Genomic DNA, 26,922 nt, shown 5'->3' with positions numbered 1-26,922 from the left:
CGAGAATACGGCCCACCTTACAGACTCTCCATGCGGGAATTCCGCTATTGGAATCAGGCGTCTGTGCAACGGAGGTCCGTTTTTGGCCAATAAATCCGCAGGTTGTTGGTGTATCGGCGCCTTGCTCCATATAATGTGCGCTCCTGCTGTCCGGTGATTATTCCGGGGCCAGGGCACAGCATCACCGACGGTTTTCAAATCAGGCAACACAGGCAATCAAAGAGGCATCCATGCCAGAGTTTCAGACTACGGATGAAGGCTTCGAGAGGGTTTCGCTCCGGGATTACACGGAGAAGGCCTATCTCGATTATTCCATGTACGTCATTCTTGACCGGGCACTTCCCAATGTCGGCGATGGCCTGAAACCGGTTCAGAGGCGAATTGTCTATGCCATGTCCGAGCTGGGACTGAAATCCACCTCGAAATACAAGAAGTCCGCGCGCACCGTGGGCGACGTGCTGGGTAAATTTCACCCCCATGGTGACAGCGCGTGTTACGAAGCCATGGTGCTGATGGCCCAGCCTTTTTCTTACCGTTACCCGCTGGTGGACGGGCAGGGGAACTGGGGCTCGCCGGACGACCCGAAATCCTTTGCCGCCATGCGTTACACCGAATCCCGCCTGGCGCCTTTCGCGGAAGTGCTCCTGGGCGAGCTTGGGCAAGGTACGGTGGACTGGGTGCCCAATTTTGATGGCACCATGGAAGAGCCGTCGGTACTGCCTGCCAGGTTGCCCCATGTACTTCTGAATGGCACCACCGGTATTGCGGTTGGTATGGCCACCGATATCCCGCCGCACAACGTGCGGGAAGTGACCGCCGCCTGTATACGCCTGCTGGATCAGCCCGGGGCGACGGTGGAAGAGCTTTGTGAACACATCAAAGGCCCGGATTTTCCGACCCAGGCGGAAATCATTACTCCCCGGAAGGACATCCGGCAGATGTATGAAACCGGCCGCGGATCCTTACGGATGCGGGCCCGCTGGATTCGGGAAAGCGGCGAAATCGTGGTTACGGACCTCCCACACCAGGTCTCCGGTAACCGTGTGCTGGAGCAGATCGCCCATCAGATGCAGACCAAGAAGCTTCCCATGGTGGCCGACCTTCGTGACGAATCCGATCACGAGAACCCGACCCGCCTGGTGATCGTGCCACGGTCCAACCGGGTGGATCTGGATGGTTTGATGGCGCACCTGTTCGCGAGCACCGATCTCGAGAAAACCTATCGGGTCAACATCAATGTGATCGGTAATGACGGCCGGCCGGGCGTGAAGGGATTGCAGCAGATTCTGACCGAGTGGCTGGCCTTCCGTCGCACTACTGTAATCCGTCGTCTCCAGCATCGCCTGGACAAGGTTCTTGCTCGCCTGCATATCCTGGAAGGCTTGCTGATTGCTTATCTCAACATTGATGAAGTGATCGAAATCATCCGTACTGAAGACAAGCCCAAGGCCGAGTTGATGGCCCGTTTCGGGTTGTCCGCCGATCAGGCCGAGGCCATCCTCGAATTGAAGCTGCGCCATCTGGCCAAGCTTGAGGAAATGAAAATCCGGGGCGAACAGGATGAGCTCTCAGCCGAACGGGATGAACTCCAGTCCATCCTCGGTTCTGAAGACCGCCTCCGCGAGCTGATCAAGAGCGAGCTGCAGGCAGATGCCGAAACCTTTGGCGATGACCGTCGCTCACCCATTGTTGAGCGTGAGGAGGCCCGGGCCTTCAGTGAAGTGGATCTGGTCTCGAATGATCCTGTCACCGTTGTGTTGTCCGAGAAAGGCTGGGTTCGCGCCGCCAAAGGGCACGACATTGAGCCGGAAGGTCTGAGCTATAAAGCCGGTGACCGTTTCTCACTGGCAGCCCGGGGGCGCAATAACCAGCAGGCGATCTTCCTGGATTCAACCGGGCGGGCCTATTCGCTGATGGCTCACAGCCTGCCGTCTGCCAGGGGGCAGGGCGAGCCGCTAACCGGGCGGATCAACCCTCCTTCCGGGGCAAGCTTTTCAGGGCTGTTGATGGGGGATCCGTCCCGCAAGGCACTGCTGGTCACCGATGGCGGCTATGGTTTTGTGACATCACTGAACGACATGATCAGCAAAAACCGCAATGGCAAGGCGGTGGTGAGTGTCCCCAAAGGAGCCAGGATCATGCCTCCGGTGGTAATACCGACCACCGAAAAAACCTTGTACCTTGGGGCCGTGTCCAACGAGGGACGTATGCTGGTTTTCCCGCTGGGCGAGCTGCCGGAACTCGCCAAGGGTAAGGGTAACAAGATCATCAGCATTCCTTCAGCCAGGGTCCAGAACCGCGAGGAATATGTGGTGGCAGTGGCCGTATTTGCCGAGGACGACCAGTTGGAGGTCCGGGCGGGCAAGCGCAAGATGGGGCTCCAGTTCAGTGACCTTGAACACTACCTCGGAGAGCGGGGCCGGCGCGGCCACAAGCTGCCCAGGGGACTGCAACGGGTTGATGGCATCGATGTGATTCCTTCCGCTGCTCGGGCGCAGGAAGAGGCCGGCTCAGACAGTGAGGGTGTCGACAGTGAGTGAACTGGTACTGATTAATGTCTCCGGACGTGACAAACCGGGCCTGACGTCGGAAATCACCGGCATCATGGGGCGTTACGATGTGCGGATTCTGGATATTGGCCAGGCGGTCATCCACGATCACCTGACCTGGGGCATCCTGATCGAAATTCCGGACGAGTCCAAATCCTCTCCGGTCATCAGGGATCTGTTGTTCCGGCTCCATGCCCTGGATCTGCAGGTGCGGTTTGCGCCCATCACGGTGGAGGAATACCAATCCTGGGCCGCCGCCCGGAACCGGGCCTGCTACATCGTGACGCTGCTGGCCCGGGATATCAAAGCCGAGCAGATTGCCCGTGTTTCGGCCATTACCGCCCGCCACGGCCTGAATATCGACAATATTTCCCGGCTGTCTGCCCGGCCTTCTCTGAACGCCGCCGATAACCGGATTGCCTGTGTCGAGTTTTCGGTTCGGGGTACACCATCGGATCTCGAGCAGTTGCGCGCGGACTTCCTGCACATCGCCGGCGAAATGAATGTGGATATTGCGTTCCAGGAGGATTCCATTTTCCGGCGTAATCGTCGTCTCGTGGTCTTTGATATGGACTCCACGCTGATCGAAGCCGAAGTGATCGACGAACTCGCGGCGGAAGCCGGCGTGGGCGAGCAGGTGGCGGAGATTACCGAGAGGGCCATGCAGGGCGAACTGGATTTCAGCCAGAGTTTCGCCGAGCGCCTTGCGCTTTTGAAGGGGCTGGACGAGTCGGTACTTGAGGGCATCGCCTCACGGCTGCGAATGACCGAGGGGGCTGAGCACCTGATTCGAAGTCTCAAGGCACTGGGTTATCGCACGGCCATCCTGTCGGGCGGATTCACCTACTTTGCCCGCCATCTGCAGCGCAAACTTGGCATCGATTACATCTACGCGAACGAGCTTGAGATCGAGGCTGGCAAGGTCACCGGAAGGGTGTCAGGGCAGATTGTGGACGGCAAGCGGAAGGCAGAACTGTTGCTGGAGATCGCCGAGAAGGAGCATATTTCCCGGGAACAGGTGATTGCCGTCGGTGATGGCGCCAATGACCTCCCCATGCTCAGTCAGGCTGGCCTGGGTGTGGCGTTCCGTGCCAAACCCCTGGTCAAGGAGTCGGCTCGCCATGCGATTTCCACGCTGGGTCTGGACGCAATCCTTTATCTGATTGGTTTCCGGGAGAGCGAAACCAACCAGAGTCTGGACAACGCCGACAACTGAGCCGATCAGGCTCAGTTGTCGCCGAAGTCGTAGTTCATTTCCGGTACCGGCGCCTGCAGATAGTAGCCCTGAATGTAATTCACGCCGGCCTGCCATAGTGTGGCGAGAACGCCGGCGTTCTCCACCAGCGGAATGATGGTGAGCTTGCCGCTGGACTGCAGGCTCTTGACCATTTCCTTGACCTGCTCCTTGGCCTCCTCGCTCTTCTGGATTTCTTCCGTGAAGGAGCCATCGATTTTCACGTAGTTGGTATCGATGTGCTTCAGGGTATTGAACGGATTGAGGGCGCAGCCGAACTGGGCGATGGATACCTTGCAGTGAAGCGCGTGGACCGCCTTGGTGAAGTCTTTCGCCTGCTTCATGAAGTTGTTGGCATCGCCTTCACGGATCTGGAAGATCAGGGAGTCTCCGGGCAGCCTTCAGGGCGACACTCAGCCAGGGAGTGAAGGTCTTATCCTGCAGGGTTTCAGCCGTCACATTGAGGAACAGGCGGGTATCGTGACCCCGTGACCGGTGGCTGGAGAGCTGCTTGATGGTCTGCAGGATAACCCAGCGGTCGATCTTGATAGCGGTGTCGCTCGGGCCCGTTGGCGGCAGGAAGTCATAAGGGGAGACTTCCTCGTCGTCCTTGTCGAGCATACGCACGAAGGCTTCGTAATGCTCTTCTCCTTCGCCACGCAGGTTGATAATCGGCTGGAACAGCAGCCTGAAGCGGTTCTCATCTAGTGCCTTCTGAATCGCTTCCACCGAATTGCTTTGATCCAGTGTTTCGAAGTCGGCCGGGTTGTACACCACCACACCGTTGCCTTCGGCATGACCCTCGAGCTTGCGCACTTCCGCCGACGCCGTATGCGCCCGGGCCATGAGCTCCTCGGCCTTCGGAGAGTTCTCGGTAATTGACGCAACACCGATGCTCACAGTCAGCTGTACCGTGCGATCATTGATGTCGAAAAGATGGTCTTCTACGGTCTTACGGATACGCTCGGCGTGTTCGACCATTGTGCCTTCGTCGCATGGCTGGCACAGCAGGCTGAAGGCATCGTCGCTCAGACGTGCCAGGGTGAGCTCCTCTCCGGCCTGTTCCTTGAGCAGGTTGGCCAGATCGCCCAAGAGCAAATCTGCGCCGGAAATGCCTACCTGCCCCTTCATGCTCATGAAGTTGTCCAGGGCGATGTAAGCCAGCGCACCGGTCTCATTCTTCTTGCCGGCAGTGGCAATGGCTTCGGCGAGTGCATCCATCAGGTACTGACGGTTGTAGAGGCCAGTCAAAAGATCCTGGCTGCTGATCTGGCGAAGCTTTTCTTCCAGTTCCGCATCGCTGTGCTCTGGCTGCAACACAATCTGTGTGCAGGCCTCGCCGTCATAGGTGGCAGCCGACACCGACATCGTGACGTTCAACTCGTGATCGTCGCTACGCCGTGCCGTGCAGTTCATGGTCATGCCGTCTTCGCCCTTTTCGGCAAACGACTTCATGAACTCCTTGTACTTTTCCTGGCTTTCCGGAGTAAGGGTGTCCAGCACAGGAACGCAGATAAGGTCGTCAATATCGTCGTATCCGAGGAATTCCATGTACGACTGGTTGGCATAGATATGCATGCCGTCGTTGATGTAGGCAATGGCATCCTTGGAGCTCTCGAGGAGCAACTGGCAGCGCTGTTCTGCCTCTCGCAGGTGGGATTCCAGAACACGACGTCTTCTGCGCTCATCAAGGGCAGCCAGCTCCCGGTTTACCTTCAGCACAATCAGGTCGGTATGCTCGAAAGCCACAGTATCCTGGGCGCCCGCCTTCATCATGCCGACCGTGCGTTCGCGGCTTTCCTCTTCCGTTAGGAGGATAAACGGAATGTCCTTGTCCATCCTGCGGATCATGGCAAGGGCATCATCGGCCGAGAATTCCTGGTCCAGATCACGGGCCAGAAGGAGATCCCAGTTTCCCGCTTTCAGCGTCTCCTCAAGATCTTCTTCCGAGGTGATTCTGTGGGCTCGGGTGGCCTTGCCGGAGTTGCGGAGCAGGCTGACCAGCGATTCGGCATCGTTTTGCGATGGATCAAGAATCAGCAGGTGTACGGTCGCGTTCTTTTTCTGCATTCGAAGGGCGTCTCGTGATACACGGTTCATTCACTAACGCTGAATGATGCAGGGGTTGTGGTTCAATAACAACCCTCTGCCGGGGCCGGTGTCTCAGTTTGGTGACCTTACAGCGATGGCCAGAGCGAGTCGAACTCATCCTCGCTGGCACCGGACGATGCTGGTGGGGCGCCAGCATTCAGCGTTGCGGCATTCTGCAATTTGAGTTCGAATTGGCTGATGCTGCCGGTGGAGGAGACCTTGCGAGACAGTTGTCCCTGGTCCTCCCGGCCGTCGTGGAGCAGGGAAATGCGGCTCCCGGACTGGAACGGCAGGCGAGGTGTGATCAGCGTGGCGGATTGGTTGACCACGCTGATTTCCGGCAGCAGCAAGCCACGTAGATATTCGCTGCTATTTCCCACCTTCTGAACAAGGCGAACCCCACAGGGTGAGGCGCTGGGGGCCAGGAGCTCAATTCCGACCTGCGTACCCTGATTCTTGATCTGACGAATCCAGCGCACAACGGCTACGCTCCAGGGGTGGCTGCTTTGCTCTCGAACTCCCAGAATTTCACCGGCCTGCAGTGAGGGTGGCACATTGCTTTCCCAGGCAACGCAGTAGCCGCCCGGACTTGTATTGATCAACAGGGAATGGTGAGACCTTGGCCGATTCCTGTCCGTCGATGGCGCCTGCGAGTTGCCGAAGGAACCTTTGAAATTGATGGGCGTATCGGCGGCGTGGAGTCGTTCATCGCTGGGCCCTGCATCGTGTGCGCCCGACCAGGCATCCTGTTTCTGGCGTGAAGACCGTACGAACAGGTTTTCATCCTCATGATGGCCGTTGTCATTGCCATTCACGAATTCGGTAAACGTTTTCTCGCCGGCGATGAAGTAATGGGCGGCGGTCAGACCCACGCACACTTCGAGAGATCCCTGGCTGGCGATTCGGTTGAAATTTCGCTTGGCGAGAATCCCCAGGGCCTGGCTGAGATGGGTGAGCAGGGTGTCGCTGACCTTTGCCGGTACTCTCAGTTCGTGATCGGTCTCCTTATGCTCACGCCGGGCGTGAAGCGTTTCAGAGAGCATCGCCGAGAGATCCCGGGTATCGAAGCCAAAGCTCTCATCACCGGGCTTTTGGTCCAGAAGGCTGCGGTAAAACGGTGGGTTGTCCCGCTCCAAGTTGATTACGAAGAGACTGTCGTCACCGATATCAGGCCCGCAACGGGTGTGGTCAGTCCATGATTCACAAAGCTCATAGACATGCAGAAGTTCCGACTGTCGCAGCTGATTGGGACGAGCACAGCCAAGAAGGAGAATTCTCTTGTAGGCATCGGCTACTGAGCTGGTGCGACGATGCAGGAGCGTGTCGTCCTCCACCTGAACCACGGAGAGCTTGTTGCGATGGGCAAACCGGTACAGCCGATGACACTCGAGCCAGCTCTGGGCAGGGCTGGGGCAATAGAGTTGATGTGATCTCAGAATCGTTGCCGAAAGTTCGGAAATGGCGCGATGCGCGGCGGTGGCAATCTGGCGGCGGTTTTTGTCCAGGCCTCCGTTGTCGATGAACTCCAGCACGCACAGCTTGTATCCGCCGGCCAGGTGTAATTGAAGCGCCTGGGACAGGTTGGCGATTTTCCTCTGTTTTTCAGGAAGCGCCACCGCCAGACCGAGGTAGTGCCTGGAAAGCTCGTTGCACACGAAATGAATCTTTTCCCGGATAAGCTCCAGGAACTGCATGCGTTGCTGGGGCGTCAGAAACAGGTGGTTCAGCTCGATAATGGCATGGTAGAGCTGCCGTGATACCTCGCCGATATTGGCCATAGGCAATTGGTCGATCCAGACCCGGAACGCCTTGGGCGTCGTGTCACAGAACGACAGACTGGCCGTTTTCTGTTCGGGAACGCGGAGATCAGGTTTCAGGGTCTTACCTTCCATGAATGCATGCCAATGTCTGGACCACAGGTGGTATTCCGGGGTTGGCCCTGTCCGGCCACTGGTGGCTACTGAGTGTCCACCGGCCTGTCAGGAAAACGCCGTAAATACATGTTTTTATCTTCAACGTTACTGGACTTTAAAGTAGCAAACCAGTCGTAAAAAGCGAGAAGATCATGAGTTGACAATCTTTGACAAGTGAAATCGGGCCCTTTTTTGCGATGTCGGTCACGGGAACAAGTTGATCGGGGTCTTGCTTTCCTTGCCGGGCTCCTCTCTTACCAGCTTTGGCACCAGGAATCCTGGCAATCTCGACAGCAGTTCACGCACCAGGTGTCGTGCTTCTTCATCCGGCACATCGTAGTGGTGGGCGCCTGCCACCGGGTCAAATGCGTGCAGGTAATAGGGCAGGACGCCTGCTTCAAACAGGGTCTCGCTCAGTTCCTCAAGCACCGAAGCCTGATCATTCACTCCCCTCAGGATAACGCTCTGGTTAAGCAGTGTTACGCCTGCAGCCCGGAGATAAGAGAGGGCCCGGCGCGTGGCGGTGTCTATTTCCGCTGGATGATTTACGTGCAACACGATCACGATCTGAAGGGGCGTTGTGGAGAGCCATTTCAAAAGCTCGTCACAGACCCTTTGCGGGATGACCACTGGCAGGCGTGTATGCAAGCGCAGGCGACGAATGTGCGGGATGCCACTGATAGCGGTTGCCCATTGAGCCAGCAGTCTGTCGTTAACAGCCAGGGGGTCGCCGCCGCTGAAAATGACTTCATTGATTTCCGGGCTGGCCGCCAGGGTGTCAATGACCTGCTTTCTGTCATCCGGGTTCAGTCGCTGTTCATCATAGGGGAAGTGCCTGCGAAAACAGTAGCGGCAGTTGATCGCGCATTGTCCGGTCACCATTAGCAGCGCCCGGCTGCGGTATTTGCGAATCAGCCCTGTGGTGGCAATAGCGCCCGACTCTTCCAGTGGGTCGCTGACAAAACCCGGCGCGTGACCGGTTTCTTCAGCAAGAGGAAGCACCTGTCTGAGCAGCGGGTCAGCGGGATTGCCCTTTTCCATGCGAGCAAGAAACGGTTCGGGCACCCGCACCGAAAACAGGCCATGGCCTTGCCGTGCCGCCGACAGCCACGGTTCCTCGGGTAACTCCAGGCGTCGGAGCAGCTCTTCCGGCGACGTTACGGAGTCCGACAGCAATTGCTGCCAGCTGCGATGTTCGTGGTCGGAAAGGTGGGCTTCTATACGGGCGGGGGTTCGCTGTATCATAACGCCCTTCGAATTCTAAACAGCATTTTGTCAGGTGGACATTTCATGGCTTCATATTCTACCAACGAATTTCGCGGCGGTCTTAAGGTTTTGCTGGATGGCGACCCCTGCATCATTCTCGAGAACGAGTTTGTAAAACCCGGTAAGGGGCAGGCCTTCAACCGCGTAAAGCTGCGTAACCTCATGACCAACCGGGTCTGGGAGCGCACGTTCAAGTCCGGCGAAACTCTGGAAGCCGCAGATGTCATTGATCAGGACATGGAATACCTCTACACCGATGGTGAGTTCTGGCACTTCATGCTCACTGACGGCTCTTTCGAACAGTACCCGGCTGATGCCAAGGCGGTCGGCGATGCTCTGAAGTGGCTGAAAGAGCAGGACGTGTACACCGTGACGCTCTACAACGGCTCGCCACTGTCGGTAACGCCCCCCAATTTCGTCGAGCTGGAAGTGGTCGATACCGACCCGGGCATGAAGGGCGACACCGCCCAGGGCGGCTCCAAGCCCGCGACGCTCTCCACCGGTGCCGTGGTCAACGTACCCCTGTTTATTACCATCGGTGAAGTCCTCAAGGTTGATACCCGCTCCGGCGAATACGTCAGCCGGGTGAAGAGCAGTTAATCCAGCCATGACCCGCAAACCTGTCTGGCAGCCTTCTGCCTCGCAGGCTGCCCTGGAAAGCCGTGCACAGCAACTGGCGTTTGTGCGCGGCTTTTTTGCGAGAAGAGGGGTGCTTGAGGTCGAGACGCCGATTCTGGGTCGGTGCGGCGTCACCGACGTCAACCTCGACGGCATTCACGCCCAGGTCACCGCCGGTTCCCGGACCGGGGGTTGGCTCCAGACCTCTCCCGAATACCACATGAAGCGTCTGCTTGCAGCTGGCTCAGGTTCGATCTATCAGATCTCCAGGGTGTTCCGCAACGGCGAGCAGGGACGTCGCCATAACCCGGAATTCTCGATGCTGGAATGGTACCGGACGGGTTTTGATGACGTGGCGCTTATGGAAGAAGTGTCGGATCTCGTGTGCGGCTGGCTGCAATGTCAGCGGCCAGTCACTATCCAGTATCGGGACGCACTGGAGCGCTGGGCGGGCCTTGATCCTTTTGCGGCAACCGATCGGGAACTGATGCGTCGCTGCGAACAATGGATGGAGCCGGAACAGTTGGCGGATCTCGGGCGCGATGGCTGCCTGGATCTGCTGATGAGTTTTGCAGTAGAGCCGCATCTTGGCCGGGACAGACCCGTGTTCATAACCGGCTATCCGGCGTCGCAGGCCTCTCTGGCCAGGGTTTCACTTTCGCAGGGTTACGAAACGGCGCACCGTTTCGAGCTGTACATAGATGGCCTTGAACTGTGTAACGGCTACTGGGAGTTGACCGATCCGCAGGAACAGAGGCTGAGATTTGAAGCCGATAACCAGCTACGAAGGCACTCCGGAAAGCCCGAAATGGCGCTGGATGAGGCGTTTCTTGCCGGTCTTGAGCAGGGATTGCCCGAGTGCGCTGGTGTCGCCCTCGGACTGGATCGCCTGTTGATGCTCAAACTCGGGGTTCAGGATATCAGTGAGGTTCTCGCCTTTCCGTTCGAGCGGGCGTGAGCCTAAACGAACCGATCAGGCCAGGGCTCCAAAGGCCTCACCCATCCGGACGATTTTTCCGGCCACCTGATCGCTGTTCCAGGTGACGGCTCCCTTGGGCATAACCATAATCACTGTTGAACCAAGGCGGAACCGGCCCATCTCTTCACCTTTCTCGAAGCTGATGGCGTGCTCACCTTCATACCGCGTTGAGGTAACCTGCCTGCTGCCGGGCACAACCACGCCTGCCCAGCGGGTTTCCACGCTGCCGACGATCATGGCGCCAACCAGTACCATTGCCATGGGGCCGGAATCGGTATCGAAGATACAGACAACCCGTTCGTTGCGGGCAAACAGGTTCGGAACGTTCTCGGCAGTCACAGGATTCACCGAGAACAGCTTGCCGGGTACATGGATCATTTGCCTGAGTGTGCCTGCCATCGGCATATGGATGCGGTGATAGTCTTTTGGAGAGAGATAGATTGTCGAGAACTCGCCACTGGTAAACGGTGCGGTGGTTGCTTCTTCGCCGCCCAGCAATTCACTCAGGCTGAAAGACTGGCCTTTGGCCTGAAACACCCGGTCTCCGGTTACCTGTCCCAGCTGGCTGATGGCACCGTCCACAGGGCTGACGAGGGTTTTTTCGCCGTCCGCCAGAGGGCGGATGCCTGGCTTCAGCGCTCGGGTGAAAAACGCATTGAAGGTAGGGTAGGCTTCCGGATCCGTTTCGGCGGCTTCGCTCATGTCAACGCCGTAGCGGCCGATAAACCATTTGATGACCCGGTTCTTGAGCGCAGGGGAGCTGTCACTGTCGGCCAGACGACCGGCAAGGTTGGAAACCCCCAGTTGCGGCGTGATGTACTGGCTCAGAACAAAAAGCTTGTCGAACATTAAATGTGATCCTTTGCGCTCAAAGGCGCGAAGTTTACCAAAGACTGCCACCTGTATAGAAATTGTTTCACGGCTTCGCGGTTGTGGCATGGCCTTGCTATTATCGGGTCAACTTGTGCGTGACAGCTTCCGGCTTCGGCCAATAACCAAGAAAATAGGGCGTGCGTAGATTCTATGTTACTGATCGTCGGTTCGATTATTGTTCTGGCCAGCGTGTTGACTGGCTATGTTCTCCACGGCGGCAATCTGATGGTGCTCTGGCAGCCGACCGAAGTGTTGATCATTTTCGGGGCGGCTCTGGGGTCGTTCATTATTGCCAATCCCATGCACACCCTGAAAGAGGTGTTTGGCAGGGGTATTCAGCTGCTCACAGGCTCGCCCTACAAAAAAGCGTTCTACATGGACCTCCTGAGCCTGCTTTATGAGATTTTCGATAAGTCCCGTAAACAGGGTGTGATGGCGATCGAGGAAGATATCGACAACCCCGAGTCCAGTCAGATTTTCAGTCGCTACCCGGCCATTATGAAATCCAAGGAATTGCTGGCCTTTATCACCGATTATCTGCGCATTATCAGCTCCGGCAACATGGCAACCCATGAGCTGGAAGGCATGATGGAGAACGAAATCGACAGTCGCCAGCATGAGCTTGAGGAGCCTGCCCACGCGGTCAACAAGATTGCCGATGCGCTGCCCGGGCTCGGCATCGTCGCCGCTGTGCTTGGTATCGTGATTACTATGAACTTCCTCACCGAGGGGCCGGAAAAAATCGGTCTCAGTGTGGCTGCGGCCCTGGTGGGTACCTTCCTGGGCATCTTTATGGGGTATGGCTTCGTTGGTCCTGCGTCCATTGCCATGGAACACGCGGCAAAATACGAGCTGAAGGCCTACGAGTGCGTAAAATCGTCAATTGTCGCAACCGTATCCGGACAGGCACCCCAGATGGCCATCGAGTTTGGCCGGAAGGCATTGCCCACGGACAAACGCCCTGGATTCCAGGAGCTGAACGACCACGTTCGCTCCAAGTAAAAACGTCCTCATCTGAACCCGGAGCCGATTCGTGGAAGAGCAACCCATCATCATCAAGCGGAAAAAGGTTGTTGCCGGTGGCCACCATGGTGGTTCCTGGAAAGTTGCGTTTGCTGATTTCGCAACCGCCATGATGGCGTTCTTCCTGGTACTCTGGTTAACGGCTACAGCATCGCCTGAGCAGAAAAAAGCCGTAGAGGGCTATTTCCGGGATCCCGTTGGTTTCACAGAAGGGGGCTCGCCGAACCCCGTCGATCTTGAGGGCAGTGCATCGGTGGTCAACGAGGCAAGTCCGGATATCGAGTCCAGCCAGATCCAGATCGAAGACCAAGTGGTGGATGAGCTCTCTGAAACCCTCGAGCAGCGGCGTATGGAGGAGCTGTTTCAGGAATTGAAAGATCGCATCGAACAGAATGAAACCCTTCAGGAGTTCAAGGATCAACTACTGATCGATATCACCGACGAGGGCTTGCGAATCCAGATCGTCGACCGGTCGGGGCGTCCCATGTTCGATAGCGGCCGGGCAGAGCTGAAGTATTACTCTCAGGATATTCTGTTTGAGCTGGCCAAAACACTGGGCTCCGTGAACAACAAGCTCAGCATTACCGGGCACACCGACTCTACACCGTTCAATGGCCGGCCAGGCTACACCAACTGGGAGCTGTCAGCAGATCGGGCCAATACTGCCAGAAGAGCCCTCGTGGCCGGCGGTGTTCGCCAGCAGCAGATTGCCCGCGTTGTGGGGCTGAGCGATTCCGTGCTGTTCGACAAGGAAGATCCGAATGCACCGGTCAATCGCCGCATTTCCATCATCGTCCTTAACAAGAAAACCGTCGACAACATCCAGAGCAGCGCCGGCCAGTCCGACGAGCCGCTGATCGATCTCACCCAGCCAACTGAAGAAGAGCAGGAGGCTGCCCGTGAACGCCTGGAGAGTGGGGAATGGCTGCAGGAGAAGGAAGAGCCTGCACCGGGTGAATTGAACTGGTAAAGCCGGATACCTCAGTCCAGCTTGAGCCCCCGGGCCTGTTGTTCCGCCATATCCTGAAGAATCCGGTGGAAGCTTTTAAGCCGCTCGGGGCTGATTTTCCCTTCCTCTGCGGCCCTGTCGATGGCGCAACCCGGATCACCCATGTGCCGGCAGTTGCGGAACTTGCAGGTGCCAATCACCTCCCGGATTTCCCGGAAACCATATTCGATCTCCTGCGCCGTCATATGCCAGAGCCCGAATTCGCGAATGCCCGGCGAGTCAATCAGTTCGCCGCCCAGAGGCAGGTGGAACAGTTTCGCCGTAGTCGTAGTGTGGATTCCCTTGCCGGTACTCTCTGATACAGCCCCAACGCGAATGGCTTCATCCGGCATCAGGGTCTGGATAATCGAGGACTTGCCCACGCCGGATTGGCCAACAAACACACTGGTCTGATCCTTCACCAGCGCCTCAACCTCCGGCGACGGCTTATCTCCAGACTCCGCGGCAGACGTTCGCACCACCTCATAGCCCAGGGCCTCATACCGGCCCAAAAGCGCATCGATACTATCCCGGTTACTGCCGGTGATCAGATCAGTCTTGTTCAACAGAATCACGGCAGGAATATCCGTGATCTCTGATGCCACCAGGTACCGGTCAATCAGGTTATCATGGGGTTCCGGCTCCGGAGCGATCACAAGAATAATGTGATCAATATTGGCGGCCACCGGCTTCAACGCGCCAAAATTATCCGGCCGCTGCAGCAGATTGCGACGCTCACCCCGGGCAACAATAACCCCGGTCTCGTTCTTCCCCGGCCGCCAGACAACCTTGTCACCGGTCACCAGACTATCGATGTTGGCCCGAACAAAACACCGCACCACGTTTCCGGCCAACTCCCCTTCAAGCGCTTCGACATCCAGCTGTTGCCCGTAGTGAGCAATGACCAACCCTTCCTGCTCCGGACCAAGCTCCCCGGCATCAGCCTGCTCCTGAACCTTCTTCTCCTTGCGCGCCGCACGGGCCGCCCGCTCTTCCTGGACTTTCTTGATGCGGAATTGCTGCTGTTTGTTCAGTCGCCGTTTTGTCATTTACGTCCCGGATAACCAGATGAAAGTTTTGCTCTTGGTGTGCCATCATACTGCAATCGTAATTGATCGGCCTAAGCAATGCCGGCACGTCAAAGATATATCATTCGATTTCGCGGTGGGGCTGGGACCGGCTTTCCGGAAATGGCGACACATTTTGTATATCTCTTAATTTGCACGCGGGCGTGGGGATGTCATTCCGGGAATGTCGGCGGCCATGGATGGCCGACGCCAAGCGCACATGGATGTGCTCGTAGCGTTTCCCGGAATGACATCCCCGCGACCGCACACTCAAATCTGGAAGGCTAGGAAAATAATGGCAGAAAGCAATAACCGCCTCGTATGGATCGATCTGGAAATGACAGGCCTGGATCCGGAAAAAGAACGGATCATCGAAATGGCCACAATCATCACCGATTCAGAACTCAATATTGTGGCAGAAGGACCTGTTATCGCCGTCCATCAGCCACAATCCCTGCTGGACTCCATGGACGAATGGTGCACCCGAACCCACGGTGAAAGCGGCCTCACCAAGCGCGTTCAGGAAAGCGATATTTCCGAGTCTGAGGCCGAGCGGCAAACCATCGAATTCCTGAAGAAGCACGTCGAAAAGGGCCAGTCACCCCTGTGCGGCAGCAGTATTGGTCAGGATCGCCGATTCCTGGTCAAGTACATGCCCGAACTGGAAGACTTCTTCCACTACCGGAATCTCGACGTATCCACGGTCAAAGAACTTGCCCGCCGCTGGCGCCCGGATGTCCTGGCCGGGGTTAAAAAGAAAGGCAGCCACCTCGCCCTGGATGACATCCGGGACTCCATCAACGAGCTGCGCCATTACCGGGAACAGTTCTTCAAACTATAAACCGTGGAGTTTCAGTGCCCATTGGACATGCTCGCGGACCATCTCGGAAGGGTGATCCGCGCGCTTTTTCAGGGCTTCAATCACTGGAATAGTGGATGGCGCGTTGCCCAGCCCCACGGCCAGGTTACGCAGCCAGCCCTCGTAGCCCGTTCGCCGAATCGCCGATCCCTCGGTGCGCTTCAGGAACTGCTCCTCCGTCCAGAGAAACAGCTCTGCCAAAGAACTGTTGTCCAACCCGTGTCTAGGCTGAAAATCCTTTTCCCCGGTTGGCTTGCTGAACTTCTGCCAGGGGCAGACCAACTGGCAATCGTCGCAGCCGAAAACGCGGTTACCCATCAGCGGGCGTAGCTCCTCGGGAATGCTCCCCTTGAGTTCAATGGTCAGATAGCTGATGCAGCGCCGGGCATCGAGCTTGTGGGGGCCGACAAAGGCGTCTGTCGGGCAGAGATCGAGACAGGCCGAACAGCTGCCACAATGATCGGTCTCAAAGGGCTCGTCGACGGGGAGGGGTGCGCTGGTAAAAATTTCTCCAAGGAAAAAGAAGGAGCCGGCCTTCGGGTGGATCAGCATGTTGTTCTTGCCGATCCAGCCCAGGCCAGCCCTCTGGGCCAGGGCGCGCTCCAGCACCGGCGCGCTGTCCACGAACGCCCGGTAGTCGTATCCGCTGACGGCGTCATCAATCCTGGCTGCCAGCTGCGCGAGACGCTTGCGGATCAGTTTGTGGTAATCGCGCCCCAGTGCGTAACGGGTAACATAGGCGCCCTCCCGGTTAGTAAGCGCTTCTTTCGGGCTGTCCGGCGAAGGCAGATAGTCCATTCTCACAGAAATCACCCGAGTGGTACCCGGCACCAGGGAGGTGGGCGTATAGCGCTTGTCACCATGATAGGCCATATAGTCCATTTCGCCCTGGTAACCCGCTGCCAGCCAGTCCTGCAAATGGGTTGCGTGCTCACCGGTATCCGCGGTGGTGATACCCACATCAGAGAACCCGAGCTCAGCCGCCCACTGGCGGATAAGCGCTGGCAGATCAGCGAGTTCCGGATATGTTCTGGTGCTCAATGATGTGGCGCTCATAGTCACGGCCGGTGCCAGGGTTCGTTCTCGAACCGGGGTACGGATAATTAATCTGATTAAGTTATGACCTTTTCCACTGTTTTGCTATGCTTTACAGGTATCTGGCCAATTTTCTTAAACCGGTTTCTGTAACGGGAGCAAAGGTTCATGCCGCCGTCCGTTGGACACAGTCTACCAGACGCACTGTTTTCCGCCGATGCGGTGAGGCAGATTGATCGCTATGTGATTGATCATCAGGGCGTCGATGGTTTTGAGCTGATGCAGTCTGCCGCCCATGCGGCTTTTCGCTGCCTGGTTCGGTACTGGCCCAAGTGTGGCTCGGTTCTGGTGCTGTGCGGTGCGGGTAACAACGGCGGTGACGGCTATCTGGTTGCAGCCAGCGCGAGGAGGCATGGCCTGGATGTCCGGTGTGTCGCGGTTGCGCCCACAGGCAAACTGTCCGGTGACGCACGAAAAGCCTGGCAAAAGGCACTGGCAGACGGTGTTGACGTGCTCGATCTGGAGGCACTCAGCGACTCTTCACTGGATGATCTGTTTTCCGACGCAGGGCTCATCGTCGATGCGATGCTTGGTACTGGCGTTTCCGGTGCACCCCGGGAACCGTTTGCAGGGCTGATAGGCCGATGTAACCAGGCGCCCGCGCCTGTGCTCGCAGTGGATCTGCCCTCCGGGCTGAATGCCACCACCGGGGCGGCCGAAGGAGATGTTGTTAACGCAGCCATGACGGTCACCTTTATCGGGCTTAAGGCCGGCCTATTTACCGGGCAGGGAGCGGCGGTCTGCGGTGAGGTGGTCTTTGAATCCCTGGATACTGCCGATGGTGTAGCTGGCAGCGGCCAGAAGCCGGTGGCTGTTCGTCGTGATTGGGGCTCTGTGATGTCCTGGTTGCCGCCACGGCCTGCCAACGCCCACAAGGGGCGGTTTGGGCATGTGCTGGTGGTGGCCGGCGATCGGGGCTTCGGCGGCGCCGGACTGCTGGCGGCAGAGGCGGCTGCGCGCTCGGGGGCAGGGCTTGTCTCGCTGGCAACGCGCCCTGAGCATGTGACGGCAGCCCTGGCAAGATGTCCGTCGGTGATGGTTCATGGACTGATTCATGGTTCTGAGCTTCCGTCGCTGCTTGACGCAGCTTCGGTGGTCGTCTGCGGCCCCGGTATCGGGCGAAGCGCATGGGGGCAGCAGATGCTGGAGCAAGTCATTGCCAGTGGCAAGCCCAGGGTGCTTGACGCAGATGCCCTGAACCTGTTGTCCGGTCGGGTTGCCGTACCGGCGGATAGCCATGTTTTGACGCCGCACCCGGGTGAGGCAGCCAGACTGCTGAATTGTCTGGTGCCGGATGTAGAAGCGGATAGAATGGCCGCAGCCAGAAAATTGCAGGCACTGTATGGCGGCACGATTCTCCTGAAAGGCGCAGGTACGGTTGTCGCTTCTGAAGGCGGCGCCCTTGACATCGTCAGTGGCAGCAACCCCGGCATGGCTACTGGCGGTATGGGGGATGTGCTCTCGGGGATTATCGGTGCCGTTCTGGGACAGATTGGTGACGGGCAAAAAGCCGCCGTGCTCGGAGCATCGGCCCACCTGGCAGCAGCGGATCGGGCCTCGCAAACCCATGGGTATATGGGTTTGATCCCTAACGATGTAATAGACGCACTGCCGTTGGTTTTTCGGGAGTCTGAAACCCACCCGGGGGCAAGAGATCTATGAGCATAATGGGCAATGAACGCCGGCTTTTCCTCGAGGGTGAGGCGGAAACCGAGCATCTTGGCCGTGAGCTGGCGAGAACCGTCGCTGAATCTGGCCACGGTGTGGTTATCTACCTGGATGGTGATCTTGGTATGGGTAAAACCACCATCAGCCGGGGTGTCATGCGCGGGCTTGGCCACCAGGGGGCTGTAAAAAGCCCGACCTACACGCTGGTGGAGCCCTATGAAACCCTGCAGCCACCAACTTACCATTTTGATCTTTATCGCCTGGGCGATGCGGAAGAACTGGAATATATGGGCATCCGGGATTATTTCTCCGGTGAAAATCTTTGTCTGATTGAGTGGCCGGAGCGTGGTAAAGGTATATTGCCCGAGCCGGATCTGGAGATTCATCTGGAGACCCGGGGCGAAGGGCGTTCTGTAGTGATCAGGGCCCGTTCAGAGTTGGGCGGCCATTTGCTGAACGAATTGGATGTGTTGGGTCCGGCGCATTAGCGGCTCCGAAAGCGGGAACAGACTGGCAGGTAAGCTGTATGAATTGTACAAAGCTGAGTAAACAACTGATATGGCCAATAGCGCTATTGCTTGCGACATTGGCGTTTCACGGTTCGGCTGCAACGCAGGTCGAGAGTGCCCGTATCTGGCCCGCGCCCGATCACACTCGCCTGGTTCTGGATACCGGCGGTCAGGTCGAGCACAACATCTTCTCCCTCAGCAGTCCGGCCCGGCTGGTTATCGATCTGAAAAATGCCAATCTGAAAACCGACTTCTCCGGCCTGGATCTTTCCGGCAGCCCTATCAAACGGATCCGGAGCGCGCCAAGGAACGGGACTGACTTGCGTGTAGTCCTGGATCTCAAGGCCGACATCAAGCCGCGGAGCTTTCAGCTGGAACCGAATCAGCAGTATGGCCACAGGCTGGTGGTCGATCTGATTGATGAAAGTGGCAGCCGGCTGGAAAAGGCAGCTACGCCGACCGTGACCCAGGATTCTTCGGGGAAGCGTGACATCATCGTGGTCATTGACGCCGGGCACGGCGGAGAGGACCCCGGCGCCATTGGTCCGAGAGGAACCCATGAAAAAGACGTGGTTCTGAAAATGGCGAAAACCCTGGCCAGCCTGATCAATGATCGGCCGGGATATACCGCCAAACTGACCAGGACAGGGGACTATTATATTGGTCTTCGCAATCGCACGATTCTGGCCAGAAAATACAACGCCGACCTTTTTGTATCGGTACACGCCGATGCTTTCCGAACGCCTCAGCCAAGGGGAGCCTCTGTGTTCGCCCTTTCCCAGCGTGGTGCCACCAGTGAGACTGCCCGATGGCTGGCTAACAGTGAGAACCGCTCCGATCTGATCGGTGGCGCCGGTGGATTGTCTCTGGATGGTCGGGACGACATGCTTGCCGGTGTTTTGCTGGACCTCTCGATGACGGCCAGTATCAACGCCAGTCTTGGCGTAGGCAGTTCCGTTCTTGGCAAACTGGGTGGCGTAGCGAAATTGCATAAGCCAGGCGTCGAGCAGGCTGCTTTTGCGGTGCTGAAGTCGCCGGATATCCCCTCCATTCTCGTGGAAGCCGGATTCATCTCGAACCCCCAGGAAGAGAAAAACCTGTCGACAGAGTGGTACCGCAACAAGCTGGCCGGCGCCATCATGAAGGGCATTGACGATTACTTCCAGAAAACGCCACCGCCGGGCACCCTTCTGGCGTGGCAGAAACAGAATCGCCAGGGCGGGAACAGCATCAGCCACTATCGCATACAGCGCGGCGATACGCTTTCCGGCGTGGCTCGGAAAAACCAGACGACCGTCAGCGAGCTGATGCAGTTTAACGACCTTCGGGACGACCGTGTTATGGTAGGGCAAACCATTCGTATTCCCGCGTCCTGATCAAGAGGTTTTTCCGTAACATGCCCCCCATTCGATTGCTGTCACCACGGCTCGCGAACCAGATTGCCGCGGGTGAAGTGGTGGAGCGACCCGCGTCTGTCGTCAAGGAACTGGTCGAAAATGCCCTGGATGCCGGTGCCAACCGGGTCGACGTTGAAGTTGAGCAGGGCGGCGTCAAGCTGATTCGCGTTCGCGATGACGGCAGCGGTATTGAGGAAGATGATCTGCCCCTTGCCCTCAGCCGCCATGCCACCAGTAAGATTGCCAGCCTGGATGATCTGGAGGCAGTCGCATCGCTTGGCTTTCGCGGAGAAGCGCTCGCCAGTATCAGTTCCGTCTCTCGGCTTACCCTGACTTCAAGAACCGAGTCCCAGGAAGCGGCCTCCCGGGTGGAAGTCGAAGGCCGGGAAATGGACGCGAGGATTTCGCCTGCAGCCCATCCCGTTGGAACGACGGTGGAAGTGCGGGATCTGTTCTTCAATACCCCGGCCCGTCGAAAATTCCTGCGTACCGAGAAGACCGAATTCAACCACGTTGAGGAGTGCGTGCGCCGCCAGGCGCTGAGCCGTTTCGATGCAGGCTTTACCCTGCGCCACAATCAGCGGGTTGTGCAAAGCCTCAGGCCAGCGGAATCGGCTCTGGATCGTGAGCGGCGTATTGGTGCCCTGTGCGGCCAGCAATTCATCGACAATGCCGTGGTAATTGATGCCGAAGCAACCGGTTTGCGGCTCTGGGGTTGGGTGGCTCTACCTACCTTTTCGCGTAGTCAGGCCGATCTACAGTACTTCTTTGTTAACGGTCGCGTTATCCGCGATCGCCTGGTGGCCCATGCCGTGCGCCAAGCCTACCGCGACGTGCTCTACAATAACCGGCATCCGGCGTTTGTGCTCTATCTTGAGGTGGATCCCGCCACTGTCGACGTGAACGTCCATCCGACCAAGCATGAGGTCCGGTTCCGTGATGGTCGCCTGGTCCACGATTTCATCTTCAGAACCCTCCATAAGGCGCTGGCCGATGTGCGGCCGGACGATCATTTTCGCGGTGCGGTGGCGCAGTCCTTTGGTCGCGAGGCATCGGCCCAAACCCAAGGGGGAGTTGCGGCAACCGGTGCTCCTGTGGAGGGGGGTTGGAACGGCCAGCCCTCGGTACCCAATTACGGTTATCCGGGCGGCTCAGGTGCCGGGTTTCGCGGGCAGCCTCAGCCGCAGCAGGAGTGGCGGGCCAGTGATCAGATGGCCTTTTACCAGTCCCTGAATGCCGGCGGGGGCAGCGAAGGGCCGCAGCCTGTATCCACCAGTGATAGCGTAGCCACGCCAATGCCCACACCGCCTGTTGACAGCGATCAGGAACCACCGCTTGGCTACGCCATTGCACAGTTGCATGGAATCTACATTCTTGCCCAGGGGCGCGCGGGGCTGATCGTGGTAGATATGCACGCCGCTCACGAGCGAATCACCTATGAGCGAATGAAACGTGCACTTGCCGAGCAGGATCTGAAAAGCCAGCCATTGCTGGTGCCGTTATCGCTGGCGGTCAGTCAGAAAGAGGCGGCCCTGACCGAGACCCACGGTGAAGAATTGCAGAAGCTTGGTTTGCAGATCGAGCGCATTGGCCCGGAGACCCTGGCGGTGAGGCAGGTACCCGCGCTGCTGCGTGGTGCGGATACCGAACAGTTGGTGCGTGATGTACTGGCGGATCTGATCGAGCATGGTCAGAGTGACCGGGTTGAAGCGGTGACTCACGAACTGCTTGGAACCATGGCGTGTCATGGGTCCGTCCGTGCCAATCGGCAGCTCACCATTCCTGAAATGAATTCGCTGTTGAGGGATATGGAGGCAACCGAACGCAGCGGCCAGTGCAATCACGGTCGGCCGACATGGACGCTAGTGACCATGTCCGAACTGGACAAGCTGTTTCTCCGGGGCCGCTGAGGTGTCGCTGCCGCCTGCCATTTTCCTGATGGGCCCCACGGCCTCGGGTAAGACCGATCTGGCCATGGCGCTTTGTGATCACCTGCCTTGTGAAATCATCAGCGTGGACTCTGCGATGATCTATCGGGGTATGGATATCGGGACGGCGAAACCGACCGCAGAAGAGCTTGCGCGGGCGCCCCACAGACTGATCGATATCTGCGATCCGGCGGAAACATACTCAGCTGCAGATTTCCGCCGGGACGCGCTAGCTGCGATGGCAGAAATTACAGCAGCGGGACGGGTGCCGCTGCTGGTAGGCGGCACCATGATGTATTTCAAGGCGCTTCTCCATGGTATGTCGGGCCTGCCATCGGCAAGTCCCACCGTTCGAGTTGCCCTGGAACAAGAGGCCGAAGAGCGAGGCTGGGAGGCCCTGCACGAGGAACTTCGGCGCAGCGATCCTGTCGCAGCTGAGCGCATTCACCCCAATAACCGGCAGCGCCTGATGCGGGCCCTGGAGGTACTGCGTCTTACCGGCAAGCCCATTTCCGAATTCTGGAAGGCCGAAACCGGTGCCGGCGAACAACCAACGGCCGCGGCGCAAGGCGGTGATATTGAGGATTACACCTATTTCACTCGCTGGCAGGCAGACGAAACATCTTTGCTTCCGTATACTGTTGTTCAGCTTGCCATGATGCCGCCGGAGCGGCGCGTGCTTCATGAGCGAATTCGCCTGCGTTTCCTGAAAATGCTGGATGCAGGCTTTCTTGACGAAGTGCGGGCACTGATGTTCAGGGAAGACTTGCACCCTGATCTCCCTTCCATGCGTTGTGTCGGATATCGTCAGGCCTGGAGTTATTTGTCCGGAGAAGACGATTACGAGACATTTGTCGGCAAGGGAGTGGCAGCAACACGCCAGCTCGCCAAGAGGCAGTTGACCTGGTTGCGCAAGTGGTCCGATGTGGAGTGGCTGGATAGCGACGACAAACTTATCGCTGAGGCAGCCTTGAAAAAAATCCGACTTCGCACCACATTTAAATTTTACAAATGACGATCTGCACTTACTAAAAACAGGAGAAAACACATGTCAAAAGGGCATTCGTTACAAGACCCTTACCTTAATGCACTGCGCAAGGAACGCATTCCGGTTTCCATCTTTCTGGTCAACGGTATCAAACTTCAGGGCCAGATCGAATCTTTCGACCAGTTCGTGATTTTGCTGAAAAATACTGTCAGCCAGATGGTCTACAAGCACGCTATTTCCACTGTGGTACCTGCACGTAATGTTCGCATTCCGCAGCAGGCTCCGGGAGGAGAGGGCGAGTCTGAAGACTGATACGCCCAATTCCCGATCTTGTCACCCGCGTTCCAGAAGATCCCGCCAGCCAAGGGATCTTGTGGCAGCGGGTGTTTGTTTTTATGTCACCCATAGTCTGATTGCCCGGAGTTGACGCCAATTGTTTGAACGTCCTGATGTCGGTGAGCGCGCAGTACTCGTCCACATCGATTTTACTGCCCACGATGGCACCGAAGACCCCGGTGAATTTCGGGAGCTTGTAACCTCCGCCGGTGTTGAGCCTGTTTGTACCGTCACGGGGTCCCGGAAGCAGCCCAGTCCCAGATTTTTCGTCGGTGAGGGCAAGCTGGAAGAAATTCGTGACGCAGTGGCGGCCAATGAGGCTGATGTTGTCTTGTTCAATCATGCCCTGAGTCCTCGCCAGGAACGCAACATTGAGCATGAGCTCAAGTGCCGTGTGCTGGACCGTACCGGTGTGATTCTCGATATCTTTGCCCAGCGGGCGCGGACACACGAGGGCAAGCTCCAGGTAGAACTCGCCCAGCTTGAACATATGTCCACGCGTCTGGTTCGGGGCTGGACCCACCTTGAGCGTCAGAAAGGGGGTATTGGTCTTCGCGGCCCCGGTGAGACCCAGCTGGAAACCGACCGCCGACTCTTGCGGGAGCGGATCAAGTCCATCCACAAGCGTCTGGAAAAGGTGCGTCGCCAGCGGAACCAGGGGCGAAGAGCCCGTGAGCGAGCTGACATTCCCACGGTGTCTCTGGTCGGTTATACCAACGCCGGCAAATCCACGCTATTCAACCGGATTACCACTTCGTCCGTATATGCTGCAGACCAGCTGTTTGCCACGCTCGATCCGACGTTGCGGCGGCTGGAACTTCCGGATATCGGGCCGGTCGTAATGGCGGACACCGTAGGCTTCATAAGGCATCTGCCGCACAAGCTGGTTGAGGCGTTCCGGGCGACGCTTGAAGAAACCACGCAGGCGACTTTGCTGTTACATATCATCGACTGCCACGATCCGCGCCGCGACGAGAATATTGAGCAGGTTGAAGAGGTTCTGGCGGAGATTGGTGCAGACGAGATTCCCATGCTGCAGGTGTTCAACAAGATTGATCTGCTGGAAAACTTCACACCGCGTGTCGAGCGAAATGAAGAGGGGATTCCAGTCCGGGCCTGGGTGTCCGCAGTAACTGGTGAGGGCCTGGACGGTCTGTTCGATGCGATCGTTGAGCGGGTAGCGGAAGATGTGGTCCATCACTTCGTCCTGCTTGGTCCTGCGGATGGCAAGTTGCGCGCACTCCTGCATGAAGCGGGTTCGGTGCTGAGTGAGGAGTACCGTGATTCCGGCGACACCGTTGTTGAGGTGCGATTGCAGAATCGGGACTGGCAACAACTGCTCAGCCGGGCCGGCGTCAACGAAAAGTCAATCCGACTGGACGGTGGACACGAATGAAACCGCCCCGGCTATTGCCGGGGCGGAGATAAATCCCTAGTATTTGCAGCCATTCTATCTATAAGTCAGTAACGGAGAGCACTATGGCCTGGAACGAACCGGGTGGAAACCGTAACGACAATGACCCCTGGGGTACCGGTGGTGGTCGACGCGGCAATGATCAGGGGCCGCCAGACCTCGATGAGGCGCTGAAAAAAGGTCTCGACAAGCTCAACAAAATGCTGGGCGGCAAGGGTGGCAAGTCCGGCGGAAGCGGCGGAAGTGCCGGCGGCTTCGGGGCCATCCTCGCGCTTGCAGGCATCTTGGTAGTCGGCTACGTGATTTTCCAGTCGTTTTACACCGTTGACGAACAGGAAAGGGCGGTTGTGCTTCGATTCGGTGAGTACCATCAGACCGCTAACCCTGGTCTGAGGTTCAAGGTTCCATTGATCGACAGTGTAACCAAGGTGCGTGTCACCAGTGTTCGTACTGCCGAGTCCAGTGGCCAGATGCTCACTCAGGACGAAAACCTGGTCACTGTGGATCTGCAGGTGCAGTATCGCGTAGGCGACGCCGAAGCCTATGTCCTGAACGTTCGAGATTCCAACCAGGCGCTGGCATTCGCGACCGATAGTGCCATCCGTCATGAGGTGGGCAGCTCCACCCTGGATGACGTGCTGACCGAAGGTCGTGCCGAATTGGCTGTTCGAGTAGAGCAAAGGCTTCAGACCTTTCTGAGAGAATATGGCACCGGTCTGGAGTTGGTGCGGGTGAACGTTGAAAGTACCCAGCCCCCCGCCCCGGTTCAGGATGCGTTCCGTGAAGTTCAGCGCGCCCGGGAAGACGAGCAGCGGGTCAAGGAAGAAGCTGAAACCTATCGCAACCGAGTCGTACCTGAGGCCCGTGGTGAGGCTCAGCGCATGATCGAAGAGGCTAATGCCTACAAGGAAGAAGTGATCGAGCGGGCTCGTGGTGAAACCGCCCGTTTCCTCGAGCTCCTGGCTGTGTATGAGATGGCTCCGACCGTGACTCGTGAACGTCTGTATCTGCAAACCGTTGAAGAAGTGTTGGCCAATAGCAGCAAGATCCTGGTCGACACAGAGAGCAGCGGCAACATGATGTACCTGCCGCTTGATCGTCTGACTCAAGGTTCTCTGCCACGCACCGGTGGATCTTCTTCCGGTAGCAATCAAGGCAATGTGGATATCCAGACCCTGACTGATCAGGTTCTGCAGGAACTGCGAAGCAGGCAGGATACTACCGTTCGGAGGAGCAGATAATTATGGGACCTAAAGGTGTAGTGGGCCTTGCAGGCGCCCTTATTGTTGTCCTGCTGGTCTTGTCCAGTGTGTACATTATTCCGGAAACCCACCGGGGCGTTCTGCTCAGGTTCGGTGAGCTGGTAGAGACTGACATTCAGGCAGGTATCCATTTCAAGGTTCCTGTCATCGATCAGGTTCGTGAATTCGATATCCGGGTTTTGACCATGGATCTGCCATCCAGGCAGTACCTGACCGTGGAAAAGAAGCCGTTGGATGTGGATTCCTACATCGCCTGGAAGATCCGGGATGTGGACCAGTTCTACCGGGCGACCGGCGGTGACGAGTTCCGTGCGCAGTCTCTGCTCGCCTCTCGAGTGGACAACGGACTTCGGGATGAGTTTGGTATCCGGACCATGGTTGAAGTAGTCTCTGGCCAGCGGGATGAGCTGATGCACACCCTGAGGGATCGTGTAAACCAGACCGCGCAGAGCGAATTTGGCATCGAAGTCCTGGACATTCGGGTCAAGGCAATTGAATTCCCGGGGCAGGTGAGCGAAAACGTCTATCGTCGGATGGCGACTGAACGTGAAAAGCTGGCTCAGGAATTCCGTTCCCGGGGTCGCGAGCTGGCCGAGGGTATTCGGGCCGACGCGGATCGTCAGAGAACCGTTATTCTGGCGGAGGCCTTTGCCCAGTCGGAAGAAACCCGTGGTGAAGGCGACGGTGAGGCGGCCAGGATTTACGCCGATGCCTATGGCTCGAACGCGGACTTCTACAGCTTCTACCGGAGTCTTCAGGCCTATCGCAATACCTTCATGAGCAAGGATGACATCATGGTGATCGACTCCAACAGCGCGTTCATGAAGTTCCTGAACGACCCCCAGGGCACCCAGTAAACCGGAGC

21 protein-coding genes and 1 pseudogene are annotated in these 26,922 nt (G+C 57.6%); 16 read left to right on the top strand and 6 right to left on the bottom strand.

Annotated elements, in window-relative coordinates:
- Positions 1 to 230 precede the first annotated feature (230 nt).
- On the top strand, positions 231 to 2,540 hold the full coding sequence (parC, locus tag SIC15_RS14000) for a DNA topoisomerase IV subunit A (RefSeq protein ID WP_412536217.1): 2,310 nt from the start codon (positions 231 to 233) through the stop codon (positions 2,538 to 2,540).
- A complete protein-coding gene (gene serB, locus SIC15_RS13995; RefSeq protein WP_412536216.1) occupies positions 2,533 to 3,765 on the top strand; it encodes a phosphoserine phosphatase SerB in 1,233 nt (410 codons plus the stop codon). The genes parC and serB overlap by 8 nt, the downstream gene beginning before the upstream one ends.
- An 11-nt stretch (positions 3,766 to 3,776) precedes the next feature.
- On the opposite strand, the pseudogene SIC15_RS13990 reads toward serB, so the two are convergent.
- From SIC15_RS13990 to epmB, 3 genes and pseudogenes are all read right to left on the bottom strand, one after another.
- Positions 3,777 to 5,853: pseudogene (locus SIC15_RS13990) on the bottom strand (EAL domain-containing protein).
- A gap of 107 nt (positions 5,854 to 5,960) precedes the next feature.
- Positions 5,961 to 7,766, bottom strand: a complete 1,806-nt coding sequence (locus tag SIC15_RS13985; protein WP_412536215.1) for a GTPase — start codon at positions 7,764 to 7,766, stop codon at positions 5,961 to 5,963.
- Between the two features lie 225 nt (positions 7,767 to 7,991).
- A complete protein-coding gene (epmB, locus tag SIC15_RS13980; protein ID WP_412536214.1) occupies positions 7,992 to 9,032 on the bottom strand; it encodes an EF-P beta-lysylation protein EpmB in 1,041 nt (346 codons plus the stop codon).
- Positions 9,033 to 9,077: 45 nt separating this feature from the next.
- Between epmB and efp the strand changes: the two genes are divergently transcribed.
- Together efp and epmA are read left to right on the top strand one after the other, a co-directional pair.
- The gene (efp, locus tag SIC15_RS13975; RefSeq protein ID WP_069183015.1) at positions 9,078 to 9,653 is read left to right on the top strand and encodes an elongation factor P; all 576 of its coding nucleotides are present in this window, start codon (positions 9,078 to 9,080) and stop codon (positions 9,651 to 9,653) included.
- A 7-nt stretch (positions 9,654 to 9,660) separates the two neighbouring features.
- Positions 9,661 to 10,629: an EF-P lysine aminoacylase EpmA gene (epmA, locus tag SIC15_RS13970; protein WP_153633727.1), complete on the top strand. Its 969-nt coding sequence runs from the start codon at positions 9,661 to 9,663 to the stop codon at positions 10,627 to 10,629.
- Positions 10,630 to 10,644: 15 nt separating this feature from the next.
- On the opposite strand, the gene asd is transcribed toward epmA, so the two are convergent.
- A complete protein-coding gene (gene asd, locus SIC15_RS13965; protein WP_412536213.1) occupies positions 10,645 to 11,499 on the bottom strand; it encodes an archaetidylserine decarboxylase in 855 nt (284 codons plus the stop codon).
- A gap of 174 nt (positions 11,500 to 11,673) precedes the next feature.
- Between asd and motA the strand changes: the two genes are divergently transcribed.
- Complete coding sequence (gene motA, locus SIC15_RS13960) at positions 11,674 to 12,525, top strand: flagellar motor stator protein MotA (protein ID WP_069183018.1); 852 nt, start codon at positions 11,674 to 11,676, stop codon at positions 12,523 to 12,525.
- A 31-nt stretch (positions 12,526 to 12,556) separates the two neighbouring features.
- Positions 12,557 to 13,516: a flagellar motor protein MotB gene (gene motB / locus SIC15_RS13955; protein ID WP_136631652.1), complete on the top strand. Its 960-nt coding sequence runs from the start codon at positions 12,557 to 12,559 to the stop codon at positions 13,514 to 13,516.
- Positions 13,517 to 13,527: 11 nt separating this feature from the next.
- On the opposite strand, the gene rsgA is transcribed toward motB, so the two are convergent.
- Positions 13,528 to 14,583: a small ribosomal subunit biogenesis GTPase RsgA gene (gene rsgA / locus SIC15_RS13950; protein ID WP_209396647.1), complete on the bottom strand. Its 1,056-nt coding sequence runs from the start codon at positions 14,581 to 14,583 to the stop codon at positions 13,528 to 13,530.
- Positions 14,584 to 14,896: 313 nt separating this feature from the next.
- Here rsgA and orn point away from each other — a divergent pair, with 313 nt between their 5' ends.
- Positions 14,897 to 15,442: an oligoribonuclease gene (gene orn / locus SIC15_RS13945; protein ID WP_412536212.1), complete on the top strand. Its 546-nt coding sequence runs from the start codon at positions 14,897 to 14,899 to the stop codon at positions 15,440 to 15,442.
- Here the strand turns inward: orn and queG are convergent.
- Complete coding sequence (gene queG / locus SIC15_RS13940; protein WP_412536211.1) at positions 15,437 to 16,516, bottom strand: tRNA epoxyqueuosine(34) reductase QueG; 1,080 nt, start codon at positions 16,514 to 16,516, stop codon at positions 15,437 to 15,439. The genes orn and queG overlap by 6 nt on opposite strands.
- A 147-nt stretch (positions 16,517 to 16,663) precedes the next feature.
- Here queG and SIC15_RS13935 point away from each other — a divergent pair, with 147 nt between their 5' ends.
- The 9 genes from SIC15_RS13935 (at position 16,664) to hflC (ending at position 26,914) form a co-directional block, all read left to right on the top strand.
- Entirely contained in the window at positions 16,664 to 18,217 is a 1,554-nt protein-coding gene (locus SIC15_RS13935) for an NAD(P)H-hydrate dehydratase (protein WP_412536210.1), read from the top strand.
- A complete protein-coding gene (gene tsaE / locus SIC15_RS13930; RefSeq protein WP_222464989.1) occupies positions 18,214 to 18,711 on the top strand; it encodes a tRNA (adenosine(37)-N6)-threonylcarbamoyltransferase complex ATPase subunit type 1 TsaE in 498 nt (165 codons plus the stop codon). The genes SIC15_RS13935 and tsaE overlap by 4 nt, the downstream gene beginning before the upstream one ends.
- A gap of 38 nt (positions 18,712 to 18,749) precedes the next feature.
- Positions 18,750 to 20,108 (top strand): N-acetylmuramoyl-L-alanine amidase, encoded by a 1,359-nt coding sequence (locus SIC15_RS13925; protein WP_305966712.1) that lies wholly within the window; start codon positions 18,750 to 18,752, stop codon positions 20,106 to 20,108.
- Positions 20,109 to 20,128: 20 nt separating this feature from the next.
- Complete coding sequence (mutL, locus tag SIC15_RS13920) at positions 20,129 to 22,039, top strand: DNA mismatch repair endonuclease MutL (RefSeq protein ID WP_412536209.1); 1,911 nt, start codon at positions 20,129 to 20,131, stop codon at positions 22,037 to 22,039.
- A gap of 28 nt (positions 22,040 to 22,067) precedes the next feature.
- Positions 22,068 to 23,072, top strand: coding sequence for a tRNA (adenosine(37)-N6)-dimethylallyltransferase MiaA (gene miaA / locus SIC15_RS13915; protein ID WP_412537624.1), 1,005 nt, complete (start codon positions 22,068 to 22,070; stop codon positions 23,070 to 23,072).
- 33 nt (positions 23,073 to 23,105) lie between these two features.
- Positions 23,106 to 23,357: an RNA chaperone Hfq gene (gene hfq, locus SIC15_RS13910; RefSeq protein ID WP_008170056.1), complete on the top strand. Its 252-nt coding sequence runs from the start codon at positions 23,106 to 23,108 to the stop codon at positions 23,355 to 23,357.
- Between the two features lie 121 nt (positions 23,358 to 23,478).
- Positions 23,479 to 24,777 carry a ribosome rescue GTPase HflX gene (gene hflX, locus SIC15_RS13905; RefSeq protein WP_412536208.1) on the top strand — a complete coding sequence of 433 codons (1,299 nt, stop codon included), beginning with the start codon at positions 23,479 to 23,481 and terminating at the stop codon, positions 24,775 to 24,777.
- A gap of 83 nt (positions 24,778 to 24,860) precedes the next feature.
- Positions 24,861 to 26,036 carry an FtsH protease activity modulator HflK gene (hflK, locus tag SIC15_RS13900; protein ID WP_412536207.1) on the top strand — a complete coding sequence of 392 codons (1,176 nt, stop codon included), beginning with the start codon at positions 24,861 to 24,863 and terminating at the stop codon, positions 26,034 to 26,036.
- Between the two features lie 2 nt (positions 26,037 to 26,038).
- Entirely contained in the window at positions 26,039 to 26,914 is an 876-nt protein-coding gene (hflC, locus tag SIC15_RS13895) for a protease modulator HflC (RefSeq protein WP_069183029.1), read from the top strand.
- Positions 26,915 to 26,922 lie beyond the last annotated feature (8 nt).

The organism is Marinobacter sp. MIT932201 (genome assembly GCF_047123295.1).
GTDB lineage: Bacteria > Pseudomonadota > Gammaproteobacteria > Pseudomonadales > Oleiphilaceae > Marinobacter > Marinobacter salsuginis.
The sequence above is the reverse complement of the archived record's forward strand: the minus strand, read 5'-3'. Positions and strand labels throughout refer to the sequence as shown.

Bases quoted from the DNA above. Each gene is read 5' to 3' on its own strand.
- parC (WP_412536217.1), top strand. From the start codon at position 231: ATGCCAGAGTTTCAGACTACGGATGAAGGCTTCGAGAGGGTTTCGCTC.
- SIC15_RS13985 (WP_412536215.1), bottom strand. From the start codon at position 7,766: ATGGAAGGTAAGACCCTGAAACCTGATCTCCGCGTTCCCGAACAGAAA.
- epmB (WP_412536214.1), bottom strand. From the start codon at position 9,032: ATGATACAGCGAACCCCCGCCCGTATAGAAGCCCACCTTTCCGACCAC.
- efp (WP_069183015.1), top strand. From the start codon at position 9,078: ATGGCTTCATATTCTACCAACGAATTTCGCGGCGGTCTTAAGGTTTTG.
- epmA (WP_153633727.1), top strand. From the start codon at position 9,661: ATGACCCGCAAACCTGTCTGGCAGCCTTCTGCCTCGCAGGCTGCCCTG.
- asd (WP_412536213.1), bottom strand. From the start codon at position 11,499: ATGTTCGACAAGCTTTTTGTTCTGAGCCAGTACATCACGCCGCAACTG.
- motA (WP_069183018.1), top strand. From the start codon at position 11,674: ATGTTACTGATCGTCGGTTCGATTATTGTTCTGGCCAGCGTGTTGACT.
- rsgA (WP_209396647.1), bottom strand. From the start codon at position 14,583: ATGACAAAACGGCGACTGAACAAACAGCAGCAATTCCGCATCAAGAAA.
- orn (WP_412536212.1), top strand. From the start codon at position 14,897: ATGGCAGAAAGCAATAACCGCCTCGTATGGATCGATCTGGAAATGACA.
- queG (WP_412536211.1), bottom strand. From the start codon at position 16,516: ATGAGCGCCACATCATTGAGCACCAGAACATATCCGGAACTCGCTGAT.
- SIC15_RS13935 (WP_412536210.1), top strand. From the start codon at position 16,664: ATGCCGCCGTCCGTTGGACACAGTCTACCAGACGCACTGTTTTCCGCC.
- tsaE (WP_222464989.1), top strand. From the start codon at position 18,214: ATGAGCATAATGGGCAATGAACGCCGGCTTTTCCTCGAGGGTGAGGCG.
- SIC15_RS13925 (WP_305966712.1), top strand. From the start codon at position 18,750: ATGAATTGTACAAAGCTGAGTAAACAACTGATATGGCCAATAGCGCTA.
- mutL (WP_412536209.1), top strand. From the start codon at position 20,129: ATGCCCCCCATTCGATTGCTGTCACCACGGCTCGCGAACCAGATTGCC.
- miaA (WP_412537624.1), top strand. From the start codon at position 22,068: ATGGGCCCCACGGCCTCGGGTAAGACCGATCTGGCCATGGCGCTTTGT.
- hfq (WP_008170056.1), top strand. From the start codon at position 23,106: ATGTCAAAAGGGCATTCGTTACAAGACCCTTACCTTAATGCACTGCGC.
- hflK (WP_412536207.1), top strand. From the start codon at position 24,861: ATGGCCTGGAACGAACCGGGTGGAAACCGTAACGACAATGACCCCTGG.
- hflC (WP_069183029.1), top strand. From the start codon at position 26,039: ATGGGACCTAAAGGTGTAGTGGGCCTTGCAGGCGCCCTTATTGTTGTC.